The sequence below is a fragment of the Autumnicola edwardsiae genome (assembly GCF_031846505.1).
Lineage (GTDB): Bacteria > Bacteroidota > Bacteroidia > Flavobacteriales > Flavobacteriaceae > Autumnicola > Autumnicola edwardsiae.
Genome location: NZ_JAVRHP010000007.1, coordinates 23,454 through 49,090, shown reverse-complemented (window position 1 = coordinate 49,090; position 25,637 = coordinate 23,454). Strand labels below are relative to the sequence as shown.

General features: G+C 39.3%; 19 protein-coding genes and 1 tRNA gene. 13 read left to right on the top strand and 7 right to left on the bottom strand.

Annotated elements, in window-relative coordinates:
• Nucleotides 1-87: 87 nt before the first annotated feature.
• From deoC to mgrA, 3 genes are all read left to right on the top strand, one after another.
• Nucleotides 88-732: a deoxyribose-phosphate aldolase gene (deoC, locus tag RM529_RS02675; protein WP_311483205.1), complete on the top strand. Its 645-nt coding sequence runs from the start codon at nucleotides 88-90 to the stop codon at nucleotides 730-732.
• Nucleotides 729-1,430, top strand: a complete 702-nt coding sequence (deoD, locus tag RM529_RS02670) for a purine-nucleoside phosphorylase (RefSeq protein WP_311483204.1) — start codon at nucleotides 729-731, stop codon at nucleotides 1,428-1,430. The genes deoC and deoD overlap by 4 nt, the downstream gene beginning before the upstream one ends.
• Nucleotides 1,431-1,669: 239 nt before the next feature.
• Nucleotides 1,670-2,668, top strand: coding sequence for an L-glyceraldehyde 3-phosphate reductase (gene mgrA, locus RM529_RS02665; protein WP_311483203.1), 999 nt, complete (start codon nucleotides 1,670-1,672; stop codon nucleotides 2,666-2,668).
• Nucleotides 2,669-3,177: 509 nt separating this feature from the next.
• Here mgrA and RM529_RS02660 read toward each other — a convergent pair.
• The gene (locus RM529_RS02660; protein WP_311483202.1) at nucleotides 3,178-4,149 is read right to left on the bottom strand and encodes a type I phosphomannose isomerase catalytic subunit; all 972 of its coding nucleotides are present in this window, start codon (nucleotides 4,147-4,149) and stop codon (nucleotides 3,178-3,180) included.
• 266 nt (nucleotides 4,150-4,415) lie between these two features.
• On the opposite strand from RM529_RS02660, the gene RM529_RS02655 reads away from it, so the two are divergent.
• Both RM529_RS02655 and RM529_RS02650 read left to right on the top strand, forming a co-directional pair.
• Nucleotides 4,416-4,682 carry a hypothetical protein gene (locus RM529_RS02655; protein WP_311483201.1) on the top strand — a complete coding sequence of 89 codons (267 nt, stop codon included), beginning with the start codon at nucleotides 4,416-4,418 and terminating at the stop codon, nucleotides 4,680-4,682.
• A gap of 245 nt (nucleotides 4,683-4,927) precedes the next feature.
• Nucleotides 4,928-5,001, top strand: a tRNA-Arg gene (locus RM529_RS02650).
• Nucleotides 5,002-5,784: 783 nt separating this feature from the next.
• On the opposite strand, the gene RM529_RS02645 is transcribed toward RM529_RS02650, so the two are convergent.
• From RM529_RS02645 to RM529_RS02635, 3 genes are all read right to left on the bottom strand, one after another.
• On the bottom strand, nucleotides 5,785-7,917 hold the full coding sequence (locus tag RM529_RS02645) for a catalase (RefSeq protein WP_311483200.1): 2,133 nt from the start codon (nucleotides 7,915-7,917) through the stop codon (nucleotides 5,785-5,787).
• A 541-nt stretch (nucleotides 7,918-8,458) separates the two neighbouring features.
• Nucleotides 8,459-9,832 (bottom strand): family 43 glycosylhydrolase, encoded by a 1,374-nt coding sequence (locus RM529_RS02640; RefSeq protein ID WP_311483199.1) that lies wholly within the window; start codon nucleotides 9,830-9,832, stop codon nucleotides 8,459-8,461.
• A gap of 75 nt (nucleotides 9,833-9,907) precedes the next feature.
• Entirely contained in the window at nucleotides 9,908-11,056 is a 1,149-nt protein-coding gene (locus tag RM529_RS02635) for an endo-1,4-beta-xylanase (protein WP_311483198.1), read from the bottom strand.
• A 216-nt stretch (nucleotides 11,057-11,272) separates the two neighbouring features.
• Between RM529_RS02635 and RM529_RS02630 the strand changes: the two genes are divergently transcribed.
• From RM529_RS02630 to RM529_RS02595, 8 genes are all read left to right on the top strand, one after another.
• A complete protein-coding gene (locus RM529_RS02630) occupies nucleotides 11,273-12,166 on the top strand; it encodes a LysR family transcriptional regulator (protein ID WP_311483197.1) in 894 nt (297 codons plus the stop codon).
• Between the two features lie 245 nt (nucleotides 12,167-12,411).
• Nucleotides 12,412-14,220, top strand: coding sequence for an assimilatory sulfite reductase (NADPH) flavoprotein subunit (locus tag RM529_RS02625; RefSeq protein WP_311483196.1), 1,809 nt, complete (start codon nucleotides 12,412-12,414; stop codon nucleotides 14,218-14,220).
• 115 nt (nucleotides 14,221-14,335) lie between these two features.
• On the top strand, nucleotides 14,336-16,021 hold the full coding sequence (cysI, locus tag RM529_RS02620; protein WP_311483195.1) for an assimilatory sulfite reductase (NADPH) hemoprotein subunit: 1,686 nt from the start codon (nucleotides 14,336-14,338) through the stop codon (nucleotides 16,019-16,021).
• 428 nt (nucleotides 16,022-16,449) lie between these two features.
• A complete protein-coding gene (locus RM529_RS02615) occupies nucleotides 16,450-17,658 on the top strand; it encodes a glycoside hydrolase family 88 protein (protein ID WP_311483194.1) in 1,209 nt (402 codons plus the stop codon).
• Nucleotides 17,659-17,733: 75 nt separating this feature from the next.
• Nucleotides 17,734-18,705 (top strand): Gfo/Idh/MocA family protein, encoded by a 972-nt coding sequence (locus tag RM529_RS02610; RefSeq protein ID WP_311483193.1) that lies wholly within the window; start codon nucleotides 17,734-17,736, stop codon nucleotides 18,703-18,705.
• A 350-nt stretch (nucleotides 18,706-19,055) separates the two neighbouring features.
• A complete protein-coding gene (locus RM529_RS02605) occupies nucleotides 19,056-20,915 on the top strand; it encodes a peptidase MATCAP family protein (protein WP_311483192.1) in 1,860 nt (619 codons plus the stop codon).
• Nucleotides 20,912-21,958, top strand: coding sequence for a glutathione synthetase (locus RM529_RS02600; protein ID WP_311483191.1), 1,047 nt, complete (start codon nucleotides 20,912-20,914; stop codon nucleotides 21,956-21,958). Before RM529_RS02605 ends, RM529_RS02600 begins: the two co-directional genes overlap by 4 nt.
• An 11-nt stretch (nucleotides 21,959-21,969) precedes the next feature.
• A complete protein-coding gene (locus RM529_RS02595) occupies nucleotides 21,970-22,881 on the top strand; it encodes a succinylglutamate desuccinylase/aspartoacylase domain-containing protein (RefSeq protein WP_311483190.1) in 912 nt (303 codons plus the stop codon).
• A gap of 302 nt (nucleotides 22,882-23,183) precedes the next feature.
• Here the strand turns inward: RM529_RS02595 and RM529_RS02590 are convergent, their stop codons facing one another.
• From RM529_RS02590 to RM529_RS02580, 3 genes are read right to left on the bottom strand one after another with little or no spacing between them, the layout of a single operon-like run.
• Nucleotides 23,184-24,050, bottom strand: a complete 867-nt coding sequence (locus RM529_RS02590) for an EamA family transporter (protein ID WP_311483189.1) — start codon at nucleotides 24,048-24,050, stop codon at nucleotides 23,184-23,186.
• 4 nt (nucleotides 24,051-24,054) lie between these two features.
• Nucleotides 24,055-24,438 carry a sensory rhodopsin transducer gene (locus RM529_RS02585; RefSeq protein WP_311483188.1) on the bottom strand — a complete coding sequence of 128 codons (384 nt, stop codon included), beginning with the start codon at nucleotides 24,436-24,438 and terminating at the stop codon, nucleotides 24,055-24,057.
• Complete coding sequence (locus RM529_RS02580) at nucleotides 24,435-25,631, bottom strand: D-arabinono-1,4-lactone oxidase (RefSeq protein ID WP_311483187.1); 1,197 nt, start codon at nucleotides 25,629-25,631, stop codon at nucleotides 24,435-24,437. The genes RM529_RS02585 and RM529_RS02580 overlap by 4 nt, the downstream gene beginning before the upstream one ends.
• Between the last annotated feature and the right edge of the window lie 6 nt (nucleotides 25,632-25,637).

Genomic DNA, 25,637 nt, shown 5'->3' with positions numbered 1-25,637 from the left:
CAGAAATTATAACTTTACTCTAAATATTCTTATCAGTTATAAAAGAGTCCGAAAGAGAAGCTTGATTACCTCACAAAACAACCTTAAATGCAACTGAACAAATTTATAGATCACACTAATTTAAAACCGACAGCGACACCACAGGATATTAAGAATTTGTGCGCTGAAGCCGTAGAACATCAATTTTATGCCGTTTGCGTAAACGGCTGTTACGTTCATCTCGCCCATGAACAGCTTAAAACTTCGAAGATCAAGCTGGCTGCAGTTATTGGATTTCCGCTTGGTGCAATGGATACCAAATCTAAAATTTTTGAAGCTGAACAATGTATAGCCCAGGGAGCCGATGAGATAGATATGGTCATCAATATCGGGCAGTTAGAAGCAGGTAATTTAGAAGTTGTTCAAAATGAAATTGCGCTTATAAAAAAAGCAATTGGAAGAAAAATCCTGAAAGTTATCATCGAAACCTGTTACCTTACCAAGGAAGAAATAATTGCGGCATGTAATTGTGCGCTCCGTGCAAAGGCAAATTTTGTAAAAACATCTACAGGCTTTGGAACTTCCGGTGCCAGTTTTGAGGATGTAAAACTGATGAAATCTATAGTAAAAGAAGAACTTCAGATAAAAGCTTCAGGCGGAATAAAAGACACCGAAACTGCAGAAAAATATATTAAACTTGGGGCAGCCCGCCTGGGTACCTCTTCAGGAATATCTTTAATCAAAAATATATGAGCATTCACATAAATGCAAAAAAAGAAGAAATTGCAGAAACTGTTCTTTTACCGGGAGATCCCTTAAGGGCAAAGTGGATTGCAGAAGAGTTTCTTGAAAATGCTGTACAGTATAATAATATAAGGGGAATGCTGGGATTTACGGGCACTTTCCAGGGAAAAAAGGTTTCAGTGCAAGGTACGGGAATGGGAATTCCTTCTACGCTTATCTACTGCCACGAACTGATAAACGAATTTGGAGTAAAAAATCTTATCCGGGTAGGTTCAGCAGGATCTTATCAGGAAAAAGTTAAAATAAATGATATTGTAATCGCAATGGCGGCTTCTTCTACATCGGGTATTAACACTGCAAGATTTCCGGGTGCACATTTCTCCCCTACTGCAGACTCAGAACTCTTTTTGAGAGCAGCTAATTATTCACAGACAGAAAATATAGCAGTGCACGCCGGGAATATTCTTTCTTCTGATGCTTTTTATGAAGAAGATGAGAATGAATATCAAAAATGGGCAAAATTCAACATCCTTTGTGTCGAAATGGAAACTGCAGGAATTTATACCGTCGCAGCACAGCACGGCGTTTCTGCCCTTTCCATATTAACAATTTCCGATTCCCTGATTAGCGGAGAAAGTTTAAGCGCTGAAGACAGGGAGAGGTCCTTTTCTAAAATGATTAAAATCGCCCTTAATACTGCGGAATAAACAACACAGACCGAAAACTGCCAATTTAATGAGGTCACAATTTGAATATTCAAAGCATACTATTTTCTGCATCCAGAAGCTTAAAACTGAAGAAGTGAGTGATTCATACAGCCATTAAAGTAATAAAAACCGCGTAAAAATGTAACTTTACGATTAAAACATATATCATATGGCTTTTATTCGGAAAATTTAAAGCCAATTAACAAGCCGAAACTTAATAACCAATTCAAAAATTAAAAATGGAAAATTACACTGCCAATAAAGACAGGTACGATAAAATGCAATACCGCCGTTGCGGTAAAAGTGGAATTCTGCTCCCCCTTCTTTCGCTGGGACTCTGGCACAACTTTGGGGACAATGACGATTTTGACAACGCCAGGAACATTTTGAGAACAGCCTTTGATAATGGTATAACTCACTTTGATTTAGCTAATAATTACGGCCCTCCTTATGGCTCGGCAGAGAAAAATTTCGGTAAGATCTTTGCAGAAGATTTTAAGCAATACAGGGATGAACTTATAATTTCCACCAAAGCAGGCTGGGATATGTGGCCCGGGCCTTATGGTAATTTTGGTTCCAGGAAGTATCTCATTGCCAGCCTGGACCAATCTTTAAAAAGAATGGGATTGGATTATGTGGATATTTTTTATCATCACAGGTCAGACCCAGACACTCCTCTGGAAGAAACAATGGGTGCACTGGATCAGATTGTAAGATCAGGAAAGGCTCTGTATGTAGGAATTTCTCAATATTCTCCAAAAGATACCGCCAGAGCCGCAGAAATCCTAAGGGAACAGGGAACTCCATTTCTAATTCACCAGCCGCGCTATAATATGATGGATCGTTGGGTAGAAAATGGGTTATTGAACACGTTGGAAAGGGAAGGTATTGGCAGTATTGTTTTTTCACCTCTTGAACAAGGAATTTTAACGTCTAAGTATCTGCACGGAATTCCAGAAGATTCGAGGGCAGCTACCAAAGGCAGTTACCTTGATGAAACCCAGATTACACCCGAGGTAGTGGACCAGGTTCAGAAACTAAATAAACTTGCAGAATCAAGAAATCAAAGTCTGGCGCAAATGGCGGTGGCATGGTTATTAAAAGATGAGCGTGTAACTTCTGTACTTGTGGGCGTGAGCAAGGTTTCCCAGCTGGAGGATAACATCGCAGCGTTGCAAAACCTGAAATTTAGTGAAGAGGAATTACAGAAAATAGAGGAAATTCTCAAGAAGGATTAATTGCGCCTCACTGCAAAATGTCCTTATGAATATCGTCTTTTTGAGGTCTGAATTTTAAAAACCGAAACAGGATAGAAGACCCAGGATCGCTTCGCTGCAAGAAACAAGAGGCAGGAGAAAAATATTTTATGAAAAGATTAAATTCTCCTGCTATATGAGTGTTTTCTCTTGTTTTTCTGCGGAAATCAGCGGAATCCGCGGGAGAAACTGAGCTATGCAACTATTCTCTGCCGATAAATGCCATTTTAAAACCGAAACGGAAAAGAAGACCCAGGATCGCTTTGCTCCAAGAAACATGAGGAAAAAAGAAATATTGTTCTTGTTCAAAAACAAAATTTCCCGCTATTGGGATGATATTTTTTGTTTTTCTGCGGAAATCTGCGGAATCCGCGGGAAAACTCTGAAGCAGAAGTTTATTCTATTTCGATAATTGCCATTTTAAAACCGCCACCTGCTTTTTAATAACTGACAACAGACAACAAATCGGAAGTAAAAATCAAGATTGCTTTTTAGTTAATACAAACTTCCAAAAGTTCGCAATCTTCCCCTTCTATCTCCACTTTTTGAATATTTGCAGGAATTAAGATCGTTTGGCCCTGCTTAATATTTTCCGAATTCCCTTTTACAGAAATTTCAGCCTGTCCACTAACACACATGTAGATTACAAAAGAATCCAGATCAGAATAATCTTTTTTCAGCTTTCCTTTAATTGGGAGGTAATTTGTTGTAAAATACTGGCACCGGGCTATATTGGAAGACTGATTGATATTTTTGTCGTAGCTCAATTTAAAGTCGTCCTTTCTCTCAAAATCTATCGCGTCTATTGCCAACGCGGTATGAAGCTCCCGGCCATTACCATCTGCATCTTTCCTGTCCCAATCGTAAATTCTATACGTAATGTCTGAGGTCTGCTGAATTTCTGCCAATAAAACCCCGGCTCCTATAGCATGGACCTTACCTGTATTTATAAAAAAGCTATCTCCTTTCTTTACCTCTTCAAAATTCAGAAGTTTAGTAATCTCACCCGCTTCCAGAGCCTGAAGGTAGTCATCGCGACTTATAGTCTCTTTAAAGCCAACATTTATTTTAGCATTATTATCAGCCTGCATTATATACCACATTTCTGTCTTTCCAAAGGAATTATGCCGCTTTTTTGCAAGCCGGTCATTGGGATGTAATTGAACTGAAAGTTCTGTACTCGCATCAATAAATTTTATAAGTAAGGGAAAATCGTTGCCAAACTGCTCATAAATTTTCTCTCCCAATAAGTAGCCTTTGTTCTCTTCTATAAGCTTTTTCAAAGAAGTACCACGTAAGGAACCGTTTTCAACAACCGATACATTATCCTGCACTCCGGAAATTTCCCAGCTCTCACCAAGATTCTCGACAACAGAATGCTTGTTTAAAATATCTTTTAATTTATTTCCACCCCAAATCTTTTCCTTCAGTATCGGTGTGAATTTTAACGGGTAATCTAACATTGAAGAGTTTTTTGATTTGTTTAAGTCGATCAAATATAGTTTTAAAAATGATTACATAAAAATTAAGCTTTCTAAAATTGGGTATAATAATCGTGATTCTGTAGGAGTCAGAAATTGAAAGAAAAACTCAACATAGAATCACTTTATCGATAAAAATTTGTGTTTTACAGATTATCCTAAACTATGTGAATGTATAATGTAAATACCTCTTATATTTATCACGCCAAATCTACACTTAATACCTGCTTAGCTCAAGACTATAAAACATGTCAGCTTTGATTCAGGAAATTAATTACATACAAACAACAGAAGAGGAATATAATCAAATTGCTTCTGTAAAAATATTGGTGGACGAGGTCTACGCAAAAGGGAATTTTTTTCATTTACCATTAAAAACGCTCGAATTAATAAGACGCTTCAACGGGTTATTCGATCGTGTTGTTAAGGAGGAAGAGCAAACTCCCAGCCTTGTGAATCAACTGATAATAAATTCTCAACATCTGGAACAGCAACTAATGGTCCAGGAATTTTAAGCGGCTTTAAAGCCGCTTTTTTAATAAGGATAAATACCCCGAGGGCTCGCCTATTTAGTAGATGCTAGAAAGGTTGAAAAATTATTCCATTGAAATGCTCCGAAGGCTTGCCCCGCAGAAATATTATTACCTGGTACTTAGTAACTTCCATGACTACTAAAAAGCATTTTTAGTTATAATTCATTTTTTTAAATAAAAAACATTGTTTTATCTGCAAAGACGTTTATATTTGCAACCGCAAAAACGGTCGCGTAGCTCAGCTGGATAGAGCACCTGCCTTCTAAGCAGGCGGTCCCAGGTTCGAATCCTGGCGCGATCACCGGAAAAACCCTTGTAAATACAGGGGTTTTGTTGTTTTTAGTACTTAATCATTTTAGGTTATAGAAAAAAAACGCGCACTTTACGCGCACTTTCTAATTTTTGTAAAAAAATAATTCGATTTGATATAATTTGATGCAAATCATAATGTTAGGCTAAGCTTAAACTTGAAAAAGAACTTATTTTTTATTGCTAATAGTTTTCTTCAAGATTCTTTATTGACATAGGAGACCGCGTGGATCTCGCGCTATCCCTTGTCCAAAGATGAATTTTGGATTAATATTTATATGTCCCCGCACCCATAAAAAATCATAGTGTGCCGCATTCTCTATTATAGAACTTCCAGCAGAATTCAGAATTTTAGCAGGGTAAATAAAAGCATAAGTATTCTTCCTCGGGTAAAGTTTGGGTCAATCTCTTAGTTTCAAAAATTAAGTAGCCGCCAAGAGCACCCAGGCCAAAACCTTTTAATAAAACCTGCCAAATATTGTCATGCTTTTATATTTATAATAGCTCCAATTCCACCTATAACTGAAACTCACCTATATTTGTAAGACCAGCTTCTAATTCCGAACTTTGATCGTTTTCCCCGGCCTAATGAAAAACTGGAAAAATAAAAAACAATAATTTTATACCATCAGGCAGTTCTAATTAGGGGAAGCTTACACTTCCTATTATGTAATTATCAATTTTAATCTGAAGTTTTTCCATATAAAAAAACGGGTTCAACCTTTTAAGAGCTGAACCCATTCTAAAATATTCCGATTAAATATGTTGGAAAGTACTAGGCAGGAATTTCCATAGCTGCTTTTTCCCGCTTCCAGTTGCGGTGCTTACTAATGGCCTTTATAAATTTCTGCGGACTTTCATTTATGCATACTGCTTCGTCATCTTTAAAATCCTTACCGTAAGTGGCATCAAAAAGTTCTTCTGCTTCACTATCAAGAGCTATGGCCTTGCAGTGCTTTAAAGCTTCATTTATAAACTTTTTGGCTTTTGCCTGCTTCATAAGTGCATCTATGCTCTTCTTTCCACCAGGAATGTACAGGGCGTCAAAAACAACACTTTCTGTAGTCATAAGCGCATGTGCCACTTTGTGAGAATCTCCTTTATCACACTTTATAGTTCCTCCATGAACCCCTACGATCTGTACCATCGCTCCTGCGTCTTCCAAAGGCTTTTTTATCTTATTATAGTCACTTTCACTAAAGCCGTCTCCCGCCAGGACTGCTATTTTTCTTGTAGCAATACCTTCTGAAGGAAGAAACTCCTGGCTTAAAGCTTTGGATTTATCCAGATAATTCTTTGCAGGGCCCGGCTGTTGTTTCTCTACATCAGCATCTGCTCCTATTGCCTGATTTAAAGGCTGGTCAACTTTTTCCGGAATTTCCATACCAAGGTTTACTGAAACTTTTGCTGCAAGACTTTCATCTATTTGGGCAAGGATGTAAAGCATGCGCTCCTTTATATGGTCGTAGGTACATTTTCCCAGTTCAAAGGAATAGGCCTGTACCACATGCTCCTGCTCGTGCTCGGTCAAACTGCGATAAAATAAAGCGGGTTGGGAGAAGTGATCGTTAAAGCTCTCACTGCGTTCCCTGATTTTTTTCGCATCTATGCGCTCTTCATAATGGCTAAATCCACCTTCAGCTATTTTAGCAAGGTGAGGACAACCGCCTCCAATCGAATTTGGAAAATATGCAGTTTTCCCTTTATTTACCGTCATTCGCATATGTGCGTCCCGCTGATTATTATGAATTTCGTTTACCGGGCGATTGATTGGGATTTCATTAAAATTAGGACTTCCTAACCTGGACAATTGCGTATCTGTGTAAGAAAACAATCGTCCCTGTAACAATGGATCATTTGTAAAATCTATTCCCGGGACTACATGGCCGGGATGAAATGCCACCTGCTCGGTTTCAGCAAAGAAATTATCGGGATTTCGGTTTAGCGTCATTTTTCCAATGCGTTTTACCGGGACCATTTCTTCAGGAATTAATTTTGTAGGATCTAAAAGATCAAAGTCGAATTTGTGCTCGTCTTCTTCGGGAACTATCTGGAACCCTAATTCCCATTCGGGATATTTTCCGGCATCTATCGCATCCCAGAGATCTCTCCTGTGGAAATCTGCATCGGCACCATGAATTTTCACGGCTTCGTCCCAGGTAACAGATTTTACCCCTAATAATGGTTTCCAATGGAATTTTACAAAGTGCCCTTTTCCTTCAGCATTTACAAGTCTGAATGTGTGTATTCCAAAGCCTTCCATCATTCTGAAACTCCGCGGAATTGCGCGGTCACTCATTAACCATATTTGATTATGAAGCGTTTCCGGTGTATGCGAAACAAAATCATAAAAAGTATCGTGGGCTGAAGCTGCCTGCGGAATTTCCCTGTCCGGTTCTGGTTTTACAGCATGGATTAGATCCGGAAATTTCATTGCATCCTGGATAAAAAATATGGGCATGTTGTTTCCAACTAAATCGAAAACACCTTCATCTGTATAAAATTTGGTGGCGAAACCTCGTACATCACGGGCAAGATCTGCCGATCCTTTAGAACCCGCTACAGTAGAAAAACGTACAAATACAGGTGTTTTTCTTGAAGTATCTGTAAAAATTCCTGCTTTGGTAAATTCCTCCTGATTCTCATATAGTTCAAAATAACCGTGGGCACCACTTCCGCGGGCATGCACAATACGCTCCGGAATACGCTCATGGTCAAATTGAGTGATTTTCTCTCTTAAAATAAAATCTTCCAACAAGGTCGCACCACGTTCTCCTGCTTTTAAGGAATTGTTGGTGTCGTTAACCTTTAAACCCTGATTGGTGGTCATCGTTTTCCCCTTGGGATCAGAGGTATTCTTCTTTAAATCTTCAATCTTTTTTGAAGATTTTTCTTCCTTTTCTTTCATAACAAAATTTGATTAGGTTTTGAATTGAAATTAAGTTAATCTATAGAAACAGACTGTAAAGAAACTGTTAAACAAAAATCCCAGGGTCATAAATATTGGTGACTTCTTTTCAGGTTAAAGAGGTGTTTCCAAAGTGCCAGTTATTAATCTTTTTTAGTAAAAAAACCAGCACAGCAGGTCATAAAGACACTAATTATTTTTCCTATAGGTTTAGTAGGATATTTTTGAAGCAGACTGGATTTCTAAAATTACACTTATCCGCTCTTAGGATTTTTACGCATCGATATTGTGAAATTTAAGCATGCCTGCTTAATCCAGACGAGCACAAAATCTGTCCATAAGTTCCTGGCAGATTTTTCTTGTTGCTTTTTGGATGTGCTTTCTTAACAGAAAAGGTGAGGCTACAAATTTGGCAATTATCGGCCTTCAGTGGTTGGTAGTAATGAAAATATTAGTTTTTGAACCGGAATCACTTCATCACAAAGAACATAAAGGCCTTTTCTGATTTATTTTTTAGGTTGGCTTTATTATTTGCAGCTTTTTATTCAAAAGTCACCCAATCTACTTCAACTTTTTCTCCTTTTTGAAGCTTTAAAACAAGATCCTGAACACCGGACACCTCATTTTGCACAGGGGCAGTTAAAATATTCCAGTCTGCGCCTTTTTTAACGGTTACTTCAGAAATAATCTGACCATTTCCTGCAATTTTTAGATGTAAAATTCCTCCTTGTAAAGATCGAGCCTTAAATTTTACAGTTTTCGGTTTAGCGGAAGAAAAAGCGACATTGTTATATTTTACCCAGGATTCAGGTTTTTTCAGAACAATTTTCCAACCTTTAAAAGTATCTGTACTGTCTATAAATTTAATCGAAGCTCCAGATTCACTTATTTCGCTATATCTGTCAAACTGGATTTTATTTGAACTGTCTGTAATGCCCACACCTCTGTGGGTAGGGATTACTTTTTCAATTAATCCGTCTTCAGTAAAAAAGAGGCTGTCGGCTCTAATCGACCTGTTCTTATCAAAATTTGGAGAAAGTTCACTATCATGATAAAATAGTATCCATTGATCCCGAAATTTTGTAATGGAATGGTGGTTGGTCCAGGTATTGTTAGGCGATTCATCCATAACCACACCCTGGTGTTCAAAGGGCCCCAGCGGATTATCGCCGGTGGCATATTCCAGTCTTTCAATATTGTTCGCAACATGAGGGTATGTGAGGTAGTACGTACCATTCCGCTCAAAAACCCAGGGACCTTCTATATGTCCCTTCTTCGGTAATTCAAAAATTTCAGGTTCTGAAGCCAGTTCCAGCATGTTATCCTTCAGCTTCGCTCCAAAAATTTTGTCCCGCGACCAGTAAATATAAGCCTGACCGTCCTTGTCTATAAACACGTTTGGATCTATCCCCTGCACGCCTTTAATTGGCTCCTCCTCGGGTTCAAAAGGCCCTTCAGGATTATCGGCAATCGCAACACCAATAGAAAAACCACTTTCACCAGAACTGGCTCCTTTGGTCCTGGTGGGAAAATAGAAATAATATTTACCATTCCTCTCAATCGCATCTGGAGCCCACATACTATTGGCACCGGGATCTCCCCAGGGCACATCTTCCTGACTCAAAATCACCCCGTGATCTGTCCATTCCTGCAAATCTTCCGAAGAAAAAACATGGTAATCTGGCATACAAAACCAGTTTTTCCTCCCATTGTTTTCGCTGCAATAAATATCGTGCGACGGATATACGTAAACCCTGTCCCCAAAGACCCTGGCAGAAGGATCTGCAGTAAATTGATCCATAATTAAAGGATTTTGCGCCCAGGTATTACCGGCCATGCAAAAAGTAATAAAAATAAACAGAATTGCTGAAAGCCTTCTACTGCAGGCACTTTTATGGTTTTTTATTTTTAACATTTTGAATTTGTTTGAGTGCAATTTGAAGATAGCAAAATCTTTACGTCACCTGAAATGTTATAGTAAAAATGAAATTTATCTGGTTTTGGTTAATTTAATAATATCCTTAATTACAGATTTTGGTTCATTCTCCCTGTTAAAAAGCAAAGGATAATCTGTTCTTCCCCTTACCGGCCAGTTGTTCTTCCAGGAATTTCCGTCATTCACTCCCCAAAGTGTCACGCGTGAAATCACGTCCTGATGCTTGAGAAAAAGATTAAAAAATGCTGTGTACCGTTCGTTAAATTGTGCTTCTACAGTAGCTGGCAGCTCCTCCTTAAAAGGGTTCATTTCATCTTCATATTCAAAATTTTCAGAAATATTGGCACCTGCATCACCCCAGGGAGATGGCAAAACGCTAAGATCCAGTTCAGAAATCACCACCTTCCCGAGAGCTCCAAAAGCTTCTAAGCTTTGTTCAAATTCCTTAATATCTGGATGGTTTAGGCCAATATGTCCCTGCATGCCAATACCGTGTATAACAATTCCCTCTTCCTTTAATTTCTGAACCATTTTTACCACACCTCTACGTTTTCCCGGATTGGACATGGAATAATCATTATAAAAAAGTTGAGCTTCGGGATCTGCCTCATGAGCAAATTTAAAGGCAAGTTTTATAAAATCTTCACCAATAATATTATAGAATTCACTTTCCCGAAAACTGCCGTCATCCAGTATAGCTTCATTCACCACATCCCATGAATCTACCTTTCCTTTATAACGGCCCACGACTGTATAAATGTGATCTTTCATTCTCTGGACAAGTACCTCCCTGGAAACGGTTTCCCCTTCTTCATCTACAAAAAACCACTGCGGAGCCTGGGAATGCCAAATAAGCGTATGGCCGTGAATATGCATATTATTACGTTCACCAAACTCGACAAAGCCGTCTGAAAGTGAGAAGTCATATTCTCCTTTCCGGGGCTGAATGCGACCGCTTTTCATGCAATTTTCAGCCACAATAGAATTGAAATGTTGCTTTACAACTTCCATTTCTTGCGGTGCCTGTCCTAAAACCTGATAAGCGTTTAACGCCGTACCGATATAAAATTTATTCTGAAAAGCTTTATGTAAAACAGGATCAGGATTTTTCTTTACAGAATTGGTTTGAGCCTCAAAATTTAGAGAAACGAGACTTAAGCAAAAACTAAAAAGCAGCGTAAAAAAGCGCATGTTAATTGTCATAATTTGAACCTTAAATGTGCAATTTACACTTTTGTTTTAATTGATATGACTGTAATTGAGGGAATTTATTTCATTGTTTTTCATTTATTACAGATTAAATATTCAGTAGAACCAATAGACACAAAACCGAAAAACATTTAAAATTTCTCCGCCGATATTAAAATTCCAGGTGCTACAAAATACTGCTTGTTTCAGAAATGATTGTTATTATTGTATATGTTTGATTTCCGACTTAAAGTTTTTAGCACCGTAGCAAGAAGGCTCAGCTTTACCAAGGCTGCCGAAGAGCTGCTCATTTCCCAGCCTGCGGTTACAAAGCACATAAAGGAGTTGGAAAACCAATTTGGCCTGGCATTATTCGACAGAAGGGGAAATAAGGTGCTGCTTTCTCCCGCCGGGGAAATTCTCTTAAGCCACACCACCGAAATTCAGAAAATTTACCAGCGCATAGAATTTGATCTCAACCAGCTAAACAGTGCTTTTAAGGGTACGCTGCATGTAGGATCCAGTACTTCCATAACCCAATATATCCTGCCACCGTTGCTGGCGCGGTTTCACAATATCCACCAGGAAGTAAAGGTGGAATTGCTCAGTGGAAATTCAGAACAGATTGAGCAGGCTTTACTGAATAAGAAAATAGAACTGGGCGTAATAGAAGGTCAATCCAAACGCCGTGAAATAAGTTATACGCCATTTCTAAAAGATGAAATCGTCCTTGTGTGTGGCAGTAAAAATTCCATGGCCAAAAAGGATGAAATCAAACCGGAAGAGCTAAAGAAAATTCCGCTTTTACTTAGGGAACCGGGATCGGGAACGTTGGAAGTTACCGCCGACGCTTTGAAGCAAAAAGGAATCCGACTGGCCGACCTGCAGGTGGAAATGCAACTGGGAAGCACCGAAGCTATTAAATCTTACCTCCAGCACTCAGATTGTATGGCATTTGTTTCCCTTCACGCTATTCTCAAGGAATTGGAAAGCGGGGTTCTGAAGATTATTGAGATCAAAAAGCTTCCCATTCATCGTAATTTTTATTTTATCACTCCCCAAGGTCCGGAGGGTGGACTACCCGCCCTGCTGATCCAGTTCCTGCTCAGAAACCATAATTTTTAATTATGCCAGGAGAGGGTTATTTTTCTCGAATGCCTTACTTATCTCCTGAAAAGATCTGAAAACTTATTAAAAAAGATCCTGTTCAACCTGACTTTTTATTCTTCCCTTAAGATCCCTTAAATTCTTTTATCGATATAACTTCAGGTTATCCTATATTAATATTTGCAATTGGTATTAGTATATTGAATGACTTACTTTCGTAGTCTTCAGAACACAGCGAGAATTAATTTTGAAAATAGAGAGACATGGATTTAAAGAAGGGGCCTTTTAGCGATAAGCAAGCTGAAAAACTTAGTGAAGCATTATCAGGATTAGATTCCGGACAGCTTCAATGGTTGAGCGGATATTTTTCCGGTATTATGCAAGGTTCCTCTGTAACTTCAGCAGAAGCTGTCCAACAGAACGCTACCGCTACTACAACTGCTGGAGCCTCCAGACCGCAAAAGCTACATATTCTTTTCGGTAGTCATACCGGTAACAGTGAAGGTTTAGCTGAAAACCTGGCCACGCGGGCAAAGGAGAAGGGCATAGAAACAGAAGTTTCAGATATGGCTTCTTTTAAAGCAAGAAACCTGAAGAAAATTGATAACCTTGCCGTGATTGTAAGTACTCATGGTTTGGGAGAACCTCCTGTGCAGGCAGAGGATCTTTACAATTTTATACACAGCAAAAAAGCGCCGGACCTTTCTCATATGAAATTTTCTGTGCTGGCATTGGGAGATAGTAGTTACGTTGATTTTTGCCAAACCGGAAAAGATTTTGACGCTGCGCTGGAAAAACTGGGAGCTGAACGTATTGGTCCGCGGCAGGATTGTGACGTAGATTACGAAGAGGATGCAGAAGCATGGCAGGAGAAATTTCTTGATGCTTTTGCAGAAACTTCTGTTGAAGCACCTTCCGCAGAGGCGCAGAGTGAAATAGCTGCCCCTAAAGCCGAAGCAAAATATTCCAGGAAAAATCCATTTGAAGCCACTATTATTGAAAAAATAAAATTAAACGGAAGAGGGTCTTCCAAAGAAACCATTCACCTGGAACTTGATTTGGAAGGATCGGGCTTAACTTACGAGCCCGGTGATGCCCTTGGGGTATATGGAGCAAATTCTTCTACATTAATAGATGAAGTTTTAAAAGCCACTAAACTTTCAGGTAATGAAGAAGTTGAAAGCCACAAAGGAAAAAAGAGTTTGAATGAAGCTTTAACTTACGATTATGAATTAACACCGCTTTCCAGACTTTCCCTTACAAAATATGCCGAACTTACAGGAAGTACAAAGTTAGAAGACCTTCTTTCAGACAACGATAAGGTCCTCGAATATCTTACTGGACGGGATATTTTAGATTTAATACAAGAAGAATCCTATAAATTAAAACCGGATGAACTGATTTCGGTATTAAGAAAAAACACTCCCAGAATGTATTCTATCGCCTCCTCGCAGCAGGCCGTTGAAGATGAAGTGCATTTATTGGTCTCGGTTGTTAGGTACAATGCATTTGGAAGGGATAAAGAAGGGCACTGCTCTACTACGCTGGCAGACCGTCTTAAGGTAGACGATAAAGTAAAAGTTTTTGTAGATAAAAACAGTAGGTTCAAGCTTCCGCAAAATCCCGATGCGCCGGTTATAATGGTAGGTCCCGGTACAGGTGTCGCTCCTTTCAGGGCTTTTATGCAGCATAGGGAGCTGGCAGAGAAAAAAGGAAAGTCCTGGTTATTTTTTGGAGACCGCAACTTTAGAACTGATTTTCTTTATCAAACAGAATGGCAGCAATATCTTAAAGAAGGTTTGCTTACAAAGGCAGATGTTGCTTTCTCCAGGGATCAGCAGGAAAAACTTTATGTACAGCACAGGATGTTGGAAAACGGAAAAGAACTTTATGAATGGCTGGAAGAAGGTGCGCATTTTTATGTATGTGGCGATGCCAAAAGAATGGCAAAAGATGTAGACAATGCCTTGCGGGAAATAATTCAGCAACAGGGCGGCGTAACTCCGGAGAAAGCAGAAGAATACATTAAATACCTTCAGGTATCAAAACGATATCAGACAGATATTTATTAATCAGATTACGCGAAAATTCAGAGACTTTAAAACCAATGTGGACTTGCTGAACTTCAGCTGAAATTTACTGGCAAAGGTTAAAAAGGAATTTATAACTTAGACAAAAGGCAGAATTATGGATGAGCAAAAGTTATCGGAAGACGAATATATAAAAGACAAGAGTAATTTTCTTAGGGGCACCATAAAAGAAAGCCTTAGGAATCCGCTGACGGGTGCTTTGGATCCTGATGATGTAAAGCTTATAAAATACCATGGTTCCTATCAGCAATACGACCGGGACCTGGACACCGAACGGAAAAAGCAAAAACTGGAGCCACTTTATCAGTTCATGATAAGGGTGAGGACCCCGGGAGGAATTACAACTCCAAAGCAGTGGATTGCTCTGGATAAACTATCAGATCAATACGGAAACGGGACGATGAAGCTTACCACAAGACAGTCTTTTCAGTTTCATGGGATTTTCAAGAATGAGCTTAAGCCTACAATCAAAGCTATAAATGATGCTTTGCTGAGCACCCTCGCGACCTGCGGTGATGTAAACAGGAATGTGATGTGCAACCCCAATCCCTATCAGTCAAAAATACACGAAGAAGTGTATGCATTGGCCGGGGAAATAAGTGAGCATTTTCTTCCGAAGACTTCAGCTTATCACGAGATATGGCTGGATAAAGAGAAAGTGGCGGGAACACCAGATGTAGAACCTTTATATTCTGAACATTACCTGCCACGGAAATTTAAAATCGGCTTAACTATTCCGCCTAATAATGACATTGATGTTTTTGCCAATGATCTTGGTTTTATTGCCATTGAAGAAAAGAATGAGATCGTTGGTTACAATGTTTGCATTGGCGGAGGATTGGGAAGCACTTTCGGAGAAAAATCCACCTATCCGCGTCTTGCAGATGTGATAGGTTTTGTTCCGAAGGACAAGGTTATTGCAGTTGGCGAAGCGGTGATTACAATTCAGAGGGATTATGGAAACCGGGTGGACAGGAAAAATGCAAGACTTAAGTATACGATAGATAAACATAGACTACAATGGTTTGTAGATGAAATTGAAAATCGCCTTGGTTCGAACCTGGAAAAACCCCACGCTTTTGAATTCAATAAAAATGGCGATGAATACGGATGGGTACAAGGAACCAATGGCAAATGGTTCTACACCTTGTTTGTGGAGCATGGCAGAGTAAAAGACGACGAAGGTTATGAGCTCAAGAAGGCTTTAAAGGAAGTGGCCGAGATACTAAAAGGAGACTTCCGGCTTACCGGAAATCAAAACCTTATTATTGCCAATGTTGAAGAAAAGGATAAGAAAGCAATTGAAGCTGCTCTCGAAAAACACGGAGTGCTAAACAATGAGAAATTAACCGGACTCCGCAAAAGTTCAATGGCCTGCGTGGCCCTGAACACCTGCCCCCTCGCCTTCGCAGAAGCTGAGCGCTATTTACCTTCGCTCGTAGATAAGCTGGACGATATTATGAGAAAACATAATCTTCAGGACGAAGAAATAAATATCAGGATGACCGGATGCCCAAATAATTGCGCCAGGTCGTCATTAGGAGAAATAGGTTTTGTGGGCCGTGCTCCAGGCAGATACAACATGTACCTTGGTGCCAGCCATAACGGTGACCGTTTAAATTCGCTATATAAAGAAATGCTTTCTGAAGAAGATATTTTAAAAGAACTTGATCCTATCCTGGGTTCCTATGCGCAGGACCGGGAAGCAGGTGAACAATTTGGTGACTTTGTGATAAGAAAAAATCTGGTGGATACAACAGATCGCCCGCTTCAGGTTCTTTAAAGGTTATATTTTTGTTGATGGATAGTTATAGCAATGCCGCTTTTATGCTGATCTAAAGGACGATAATTGACATAAAAAGCATGCCTCCCTTAAAATGGTGTTCTTCAATTTTGGCAGAGGTGCTAAAAAAATTCTGTTTCACCTTCCATGATTTTAGTAAATTGAGAAAATAATTCAGACCTTGGGAAGTATAAAAGGTTCTTTAGCTTTTGAACAGGTATAAAAGCCGATAATTGGCAAATTTTGGGTATGACCAAAAATGCTGGGTAAAGGGTGCCAATCAATAATAGGGAACTTTTTAAATCATAAACCAGTTTCACATTTTGGCGCAAATTTATGCAAAGAGATGGGAAAAAAATTGCCGGTAAAACTGCTACTCGAGTTGGAACTGTTAGAAATAATCAATTTATCTAAATAGAAATAAATCAATGAAAAAAAGCAGACCAAAATCTAGTGTATTCAGAAGCGTAAAATTTTCAGTTTTAATGCTGGTGGTTTTCTTTACATCCTGTGCAATAAAAAAGGACATTCCCGCAGATAAAATAGATGCGACACTGGAATTAGCCGCAGAACAATATAAATATATGGCAGACCAGCTGCCTGAAGATGGAAGGTTTCCCAAAACTTATTATGCTAAAGAAAACCGGTTTGAGACCAGCGGGTCCGATTGGTGGGTGAGCGGTTTCTATCCCGGCACACTCCTCTATTTATATGAAGAAGTTGGGGATCCTGAGCTTATGGAAGAAGCAGAACGAATTCTGGAAGATCTTGAAAAAGAGCAGCATAACACCTCTACCCACGACTTGGGCTTTATGATGTTTGACAGTTTTGGTGCTGCAAATCGTCTTGATCCACGAGAGGAATATGAGGAAATCCTTATGAACAGCGCTAAATCTTTAGCTACACGGTTTGACGAAGAAGTTGGCGCTATACGCTCCTGGGATTCTGATGATGACAGTTTTTTGGTAATTATCGATAACATGATGAATCTGGAGCTGCTGTTCTGGGCTTCGGAATACAGTGGGGACAACAGGTATCACGATATTGCTATCACTCATGCGAATACCACAATGCAACATCACTTTAGACCAGACAATAGTTCTTATCACGTGATAAATTACAACGAAAACAAGGGTGAAGTAAAAGAAAAGAGAACGGCCCAGGGCAATGCCGACGAATCTGCCTGGGCACGTGGACAAGCCTGGGGCCTGTATGGCTTTGCAGAAGTATATCGAAAAACCAAAGATCAAAAATACCTGGACCAGGCCGTGAAAATCGCAGATTTTATGCTTGACCACCCAAATATGCCTGCAGATAAAATTCCGTATTGGGATTACAACGCGCCAAAAATTCCGGATGCCTTAAGGGATTCTTCGGCAGGTGCGATTATGGCCGCTGCCCTGCTTGAGTTAAGCGAATATGTAGGTAAAGATAAGCAAAAGAAGTATTTCAATGCTGCTGAAACTGCTCTCCATACACTTATGGGTCCGGAATATTTAGCTGAAGAAGGTACCAACGGTGGCTTTATTCTGAAACATGGAGTTGGTCATCTCCCCAAAAATTCTGAAATAGATGTACCACTTACTTATGGCGATTATTATTTTGTTGAGGCACTAAAGCGCTACAAGGAGGAATAAAAGCAGAAGAACAGCGCAAAAAAACCTGAAGTTATATCATTTCCAAAATAATACCTGGTACCAAAAATTGAATAAATGGAAAAGCTAGTATGGGGAATTATAGGATGCGGGGATGTGGCAGAAGTTAAAAGCGGCCCCGCATTTCAACAAATTAAAGATTCTGAATTACTTGCTGTAATGCGCAGGGATACAGAAAAAGCCAGGGATTTTGCTAAAAGGCATAATGTTCCTGTATGGTACGACAATGCCGAAGAACTCCTAAACGACACACGAATTAATGCCGTTTATATTGCCACTCCCCCATCTACACACGTTGAGCTTACCTTAAAAGCCATTAAGGCAGGCAAAAATGTCTATCTCGAAAAACCAATGGCAAAAAATTCGCAGGAATGCGCAAAAATAATTAAAGCGCTGGACGGTAGCAAAAGCAAACTTACGGTGGCACACTACCGGAGAAAATTACCGGCTTTTTTGAAAGTAAAGGAGCTTTTGGAAAAGAAAAGTATTGGTGAACTACGTTTTGCAAATATTAAAATACTTCAGCCTCCAAAATCTGATTTAGTTGCAGATTCTGACGAAAACTGGAGAATTGACCCTACCATTTCAGGAGGTGGTTACTTTAACGATCTAGCACCGCATCAAATTGATCTTATGTACCATTTTTTTGGAGAAACTCAGCAGGTTGAAGGTTTCTCTTCGAATCAAAACACTTCTTATCCTGCCGATGATATTGTAAACGGAATTATCAGGTTCAAAAATGGAGTGCATTTCAGTGGAATATGGTGTTTTAATGTATCGGCAGCAGATCAAAACGATGAATGCATTATCTACGGAAGTAAAGGTGCTATTAGCTTTTCCTTTTTTGGAGATAAGGTGATCCTGAAATCTAAAGATCGCAGTGAAGAGTTCAACTTTGAGCCTCTTCCGCATGTCCAACAACCAATGATCAGGGCTACTGCAGACTATTTTCTTGGAAAGAGTAAAAATCCGTGTTCTGCTGAAGACGGGTTGGCGGTAATGAGAATAATGGACAGATTTTGCAGTTAATCAGTGAAAATTCCTTCTGAAAAATCTGGTTTTTTTAAACCGAATTTTCTTCCGAAGAAAAAGTCCGAACTGCGCAATACAAGTCGATAATTGCCAAAATCTGGGATCGGCTTTGGCAAAACAGGTTTAGCTATAAATCTTCAAATTCAACTGAATTTTTATTTACGCTCCTCCGGCTTTTTGAGGAGTTCTTCTTTCTTAAATAAAAGCCAAAGTAGGTTTTTCCTCATTTGAGACACAAATTAATTACTAAATTTAAGCAAATGCAGCTTGCATCAAGTGCTGAAAAAGCACGGCATTAGCCACTTTAGAGGGCTGCAGGAAATTAAAAAGTAAAGAAGCTTCAAATAATGCTGAACATATCAGAATTATCTAAAGAATCGATTAAAAAAATTTTAACAAACTTAGAGGAAGAATCAGAAACAAATTGCAAACTTCCGGGAGGCGGAATGATGCATATTGAAAAAGAACTTCCCTACCTGGTTATTTACCGGAAAAAGAAAAATGATCCTTATACCAAAAGGATGGTAATAAGTGAATCGTCTTACCTCGTAATAGGCGAAAAAGATTTTGAAGGCTACCAGCAGCTAATTTTTGCTATTTCAGACGAGTTGTCGGTAAAATTCAAATCCTATATGCTCCTTGAAATGTATGCGGGCGAAAATGGAAGTAGCACCTTTGTAATAAAAGGCCCTTCAAGAAAATTACCTACCACTTTGGAGGTATTACAGAAGGAACTAAATAGTATAAATCATATTTATTCAGGATTATATCTGAAGGCAGAAATATCAGATACAAAAGACCGACAGGCCACCGGCGATAAGCCGCTGCTGACTATAGAACAAACCAAGCAATGTGGAGCAGTACTTCTGGGACTGGAAATCCCTCCGATTTACAGAGGTGACAACAAAGAATTTTATCCTGTCCTTTTCAGAAACTACAGAGATTATATTATAAAAGCGCTCCATATAGCGTTGTATGACTTTTTAAGAGTGCAAACTTCCAGTAGCGTCCCCAGTTATAACGCTTTGGGAAGGCAGGTGCTCAAAGACAAAGTTTTTGAAATTGACCGGGAGCTCTCAAAAATTGAAAAATCCTATCAATTTCTATGGTTGGTTTCCCCTTCCAATATTTATGATATAAAAAAGACTTTTTTTGAAAGTAATTATGAAGAAGTTCTGGATTATCACTATCGGCTGCTTCCTGTAGATCCAGATGTGCTAAAAAGAAAACTCTATAATTTAAAAATTGAAGAAGTAGACGATCCTGCAATGTCGCAGATATTCAGGGAAAAGCGGGAAGAACTGGATCAGCAAATTACCATGCTTAATGAGCGCGGAACGCGTAATTTCTTTTATAACAGCATCAGGCTTCACAAAGGAGTTGGAAGAGATTTGTGCAAAGAAGCAGAACAGGTTCTTAACGAAATTGAAGAGGGACAGGAGAATTCAGACGTAGATGAGAAGGACCTCATAGATTCACTGGAGTTTAGTAGCCTTGCACGTAAAGAATTTGACTACTTCAGGAACCAGGATGAAAATTTTAAGGGAAAGGTACATATTCGAAAAGATGTGAATATCATGATGGTATCACAGGGGGAACTCTATGTCCCTCATGATTATAAAATGAGAAGAAAAGAATCTGAAGCACTTATTCAGCATGAAGTAGGGACCCATGTTCTAACCTATCACAATGGTAAAAGGCAGCCGCTGGAGCAATTAAGTATTGGCCTGGCAGATTATGATCCCCTGCAGGAAGGCCTGGCTGTAATGGCAGAGTATATGGTAGACGGGCTTACAAGAAACAGGCTTAGAACACTGGCGGGTAGAGTAATAGCCGGTAAAGCTTTAATGGATGGCGGGGATTTTCGAGAAATTTTCCGGCTTCTTAACAAAAGGTACGGATTTTCTCCGGAAAGGGCTTTTAATATTACCTCCAGGATTATGCAGGGAGGTGGTTTTTTAAAAGACATTATCTATATGCAGGGCCTGGTTGAGCTAAGAAAATATCTGCAGGACGGGGGTGAGTATGAACCTCTTTTAGCAGGTAAATTCGGAATAAAACACACCGGCGTAATAAAAGAGCTTACAGATAGGGAAATATTAAATCCAGGGGCTCTACGTCCCAGTTATTTATTAACTGAAAATGTAAAAGAGAAATTAAATTTAATCAGAGAGGGGTTACCTCTTTCAAAAATGGTAAGTAAATGAAAATATGTTTTGTATTAAACGATGTGGCCACCGAAAAAAATGGTACATCTACAGCATTAATGACAGAGGCGCATGCCAGAGGACATGAAGTTTTTGCAATGGGAGTGGGGGATTTCAGTTTTCATCACGATGCCCCAATAAGCATAAACAGCACTATTTTACCCAAAAATTCGAAAATAAAATCTCCGGAGAAATTTCTGGAGGCGCTACAAGGTTCTAAAGCAAGAAAGAAGAAGATTTCTTCTAAGGATATTGATGTACTTTTTATTAGAAACAATCCTACAGAAGAGGATTCGAGACAGTGGGCAGAGCAGGCAGGTGTGGCTTTTGGAAGAATGATACAACAGGAAGGTGTGCTGGTTCTAAATGATGCCTATGCCCTTTCCCACGCTTTTATAGATAAACTTTACTTTGAAGAACTACCTCAGGATATTAAACCAGACTCTATTATTACAAGGAGTAAGGAGGATCTCCTGGATTTTTGGGAAAAACAGAATAAAAAGATGGTCCTTAAACCATTGGAAGGTTCCGGAGGAAAGGATGTTTTTCTTATTGACGAAAATGAAAAAAATGTGAACCAGATTATAGAAACCATTAGTTCCCAGGGATATGTTATCGCACAGGAATTTCTCCCCGCCGTTAAGGACGGTGATGTGAGGGTACTTCTTATGAATGGTCGTGTCATGGAGCAAGATGGAAAAAAGGCAATTATCAGGAGGGTTAGCGGCGAAGGCGAATTCCGTAGTAATTTTAAGCTGGGAGCAACGGCAGATAGTAGTGATCTAACAGATGATATGAAACGTATTGTGGAACTTACAGCTCCAAAATTAATCAGGGACGGGCTATTTTTTGTAGGTCTTGATATTGTTAAAGATAAACTTATCGAGATAAATGTACTTAGCCCCGGTGGAATGGAACGTTTCAAAGATATTGGCCTTCCAACATTTACAGATGTGGTTATTGAAGCTATTGAGCGTAAAGTTGAATATAAGAAAATGTATAAAGGTACGCTCTCCAACCGCACCTTGGCAACTATGGATTAAATACAAAGATCATGAACAGTGAATTAAAAGAAGAAATACCAAGAATAATAGGAAAATATACTTCAGGTAAAGAGGGACCTTTACTGTTTGTAACCGGCGGAATTCACGGCAACGAACCAAGCGGGGTGAAAGCATTGGAAAAGGTTTTTTCTGAACTGGAAAAAACGCAGCCTGAGATAAAAGGGACAATTGTAGGCGTTGCCGGCAATAAAATGGCACTCAACCAAAATAAGCGCTATATAGATGAAGACCTCAACAGGACATGGACTGAAGAAAACGTAAATCAGGAGAAAAAAGACTCCCACGAGAAAAAGGAAATGTTTGAAATTATAGAACTTCTCGAAAAGTTTTCTGAAAAAGATTTCACTAAACGCTATTTTCTCGATTGCCATACCACCTCCTCACCCAGTCTTCCGTATGTTTCGGTTCAGGAAGTGAATGATAATGATGAATGGGCGCATAAATTTCCGACCTACATTATTAGAGGTTTCAGTGATATTATTACGGGCGATATTGACCATTATTTGAGTCGCATTGGGATGACCGGTTTTGTTTTTGAAGCCGGGCAGCATACAGACAAACGTTCTGTAGAAAATCACGAAGGCGTGATCTGGCTAGCCCTAAAAGAAGCATGCGGACTTGATCTTGACAATATTTCAACTTATCCTGATTGTGTAAATCGTTTTGCTGAAAAAAATGCACCACCACAAAAAACTTTTGAAATTATCCATCGTCACGGTCTCGAAGATGGAGATATATTTGAAATGCAGCCGGGTTATGAGAATTTTCAGAAGATTGAAAAAGGAGAGCTACTTGCAAAACAGAACGGAAACGAAGTTAAAAGCGAATGGGATGCGTATATTTTTATGCCGCTTTATCAGGCCCAAGGAAATGATGGTTTTTTTATAGTTCAGGAAGTGTAGCGAGCTATTATACGGTTAAAAACATATTTTAAACAAAGAGGTTTTCTGGATATTTTTCAGGAAACCTTTTTATTCTGAAGGGAAACCTGAAAAATGGCAATTTTCGGCAATAGTAAGAGCTCCTCGATACAAAGGAGTGTCGCACTCGGAGTAAATACTTCGTACAACACTCGTTACACGCAAATCACCGTCAGCCAGAGCCTGTCGAAGGCCCTTCATTCTCAAATAAGAATCTTCAAATTTTCAAATCGATCAGAGCCTCTCTCCGGATCGATAATTGGCAATTTTCAGCATTGACTTTTTCAGGAAACCGCAATTATAAAAAGTCCGGTAAGAATAATAACAATTCCAATAAGTCGGTTCCTGAAATTTCTCTTTTCATTCATATAAAAGAAAGCAAAGAGGATAATAAAGACAGAACTTGCCCTTTTAATCGAAATTACATAGGCCACCAAGATAAATTGTATAGCAAACATCTGGGTTAGCACGCTTGCAGATCTGAAGAAGCCCACCAGCAACAAAGGCCATTTTCTTTTATTTATTTGTGATAGTGGTTTTTTGGACTTTATCGCCAGGATAGGAATAAGATAAAAAAGAATCACAAAATCTTTACTGAAAGACCAGAACACGGGTGAAGTTTCTTCCACTCCTATTTTGTCAATATTTGCGGTAATACTCCAAATAAAAGCAACCAACAACATATATCTGGGCCCCTGTTCCTTTACCAGCATCGCGAAAGGCGCAAAAAAGTTCTTATTGTTTTCGCTAATGTTCGAAATATAAGTCCCCGTAACAATTAAAATAATTCCTACGATACCCAAAAGACTGGGAAATTCACCGATTAAAATTGGTGAAGTGAGCAACATAAACAACGGAGTGAGGGTTATTAACGGCACAGTAACCGAAAGTTCAGAACGTTTTATAGCTTTAAAATAAAGCAGGATAACAATTAACTGAAGAACAGAACTGGCAAGGAGCGCCCATAGAAACCTTGGGGTCATTTCTTCAAAACCAAAATAGAAAATGAGCGGAGCAAGCAAAATACTCTGTACCAAGTGCATAGAAAAGGCCGCAGTGTACTCGTCGATATAATGCAGGTTGAATTTACTGGTAATATCCTTTAATGCTTCTGAAATAGCCGTCCCGAATGCCAATAAAAATCCTAACATCTTTCTAATTTTCTGGTTCTACCGGAAAGGCGATTGTGCTCATTTCCGCATTTGAATTTGCACCGGTGTTCATCCTGCTAAACTGGATAACCACCGGAACATTGGTCTGTATAAGACAACTGTAGTTTCGCTCCAGCTGCACCGCTTCAGGAGCAATTAGATCGTTAAATCTTATTTTCCGGAGACGTTTAGCTCTTACCAATATTTCGTAGGTCCCAACAGGTTTTTGATCTTCATAGAAAATTAATAACTCTACTATAGCATTTTCTTCAGAAGTATTTAAAACAGCAATTTTATCGTGGCTCATAAACAAGGGCTCCTCCCCATTATTTTTAAAAGGAATTCGTCCTGCCGAAAAGGCCCAGTCGATTTTTCCTATTGCTTTCATTGTTTTGGTATTAAAAGTTCCTCCATATACGGACTAAGAAAAATATTATCAGGATCAAATCTCTTTCTATACTTCTGAAAATCATCCCAGCAGGGAAACAGCTCTTTTAATTCCGCTGCTTTAAGCGTATGCTTTTTTCCCCAATGTGGTCTCCCGCCGTATCTTCTGAATATTGGCTCGATAGCTCTAAAATATTCCCAGAATGGAAGTCCGGCATTGTGGTGCAGGGATATCGTCACCGAATCCCGTCCATACATGCTGCTCATAAAAGCGTCATCTGCTTTTATTGTTCTGTAAAGAACTCTCCAGGCAACGTCTTTTCGCCACTTTTGCTTAATTTCTCTACGTACCTCCAGAAAACATTCCGGGCCATTTTTGGCGGGAAGGGCGTATTCCATTTCATCAAATTTAAGGTGCCTGGAGCGAGGTAAAACTTTATGGCTGTCTCCTTCTTTTTTGAATGTTAGCTTACCATAAGGAATTTCCGGCATCTTCTCTCCCTCCTTGTTCATCACCCTTATTTTTGCCATGTCACTCCTTGGATACCAGTAAAAGTCAAAATTGCGATTACGCTCCTGTAGTTCCTCCAGATTTCCAAGACATTTCTCTAAAGGTACGCACCATTCCTTTCTTGTTAACCTGAAAAATGGCTGCAGTTGAAGTCGCATTTTAATAAAGATCCCACAGGTTCCCATTGCTACACGTAGGGCCCGGAAGAGTTCTTTATCTTCTTCTATATTGGTATCAATTATTTCTCCTGTTCCCGTGAACATTCTTACGCCAACGAGCATAGAAGAAAGATTGGGCAATTCCCTCCCCGTACCATGAGTTCCTGTACCTATGGCCCCTGCAACAGTCTGCACATCTACGTCTCCGGTGTTATGCATGGCCAGCCCATGCCTGTATAAATCTTTTCCTGCTTCTTTTATCGTCATTCCCGCCAATACTGTAGCTAGGTTTTTTTGCAGATCTGGTGCTTCCACTCCTTTAAAATTTTTTAGGGAAAGAAGAATATCTTCAGTTTTTACAAGCGGACTGGAAGAGTGTCCGGCTCCAACCACCCGCAATTTTTTATTATCTTTTCTTGCTTTTTTAATGAGCTGGACAATTTCATCTTCAGATTCTGGGGTGACCACCTTGCCGGGTGTAAACCTTAAACTTCCACTCCAGTTTTTCCATTCCCTATTCCCCATAAAAAT